The following is a 350-nucleotide window of genomic DNA, read 5'->3' as shown; positions in this document are numbered from 1 at the left end:
GTCCAATATCAAAAAAGAAGAAGGAGTAAGTGTGACCGCTATCGTTACCTTCTTATTTACTGTTGCCTTTCATGGTGGAAAAAGTATGAATCAATTAGTGAATGATTCTGAAAGACAGCCGGGATTTGGAAAAGATACAGTGAATCGATTCTTGAAGAATGAACGATTCAATTGGCGAACCTTCCTGCTATTACTATCTGAAAAAGTGATTGCGACGTTAATTCCTTATGTCCAAGAGGACAATGAACGGGTACTTATTCTGGATGATTCCATGTTTAGCCGTAATCGAAGCAAAAAAGTCGAGTTGTTAGCTAAAAACTATGATCATGCGAGCGGAAAATATATGAAAG

At 37.4% G+C, this 350-nt stretch carries 1 protein-coding gene; it reads left to right on the top strand.

Annotation, left to right across the window (positions count from 1 at the left end; translation table 11 throughout):
* A partial coding sequence (locus ACYQ2O_RS13005) for a transposase (RefSeq protein WP_459796813.1) occupies window positions 1-350 on the top strand: 350 nt, incomplete at both ends.

This window comes from Alkalibacterium sp. m-11, from assembly GCF_054658155.1.
This window is presented reverse-complemented; position numbering and strand designations above follow the sequence as displayed.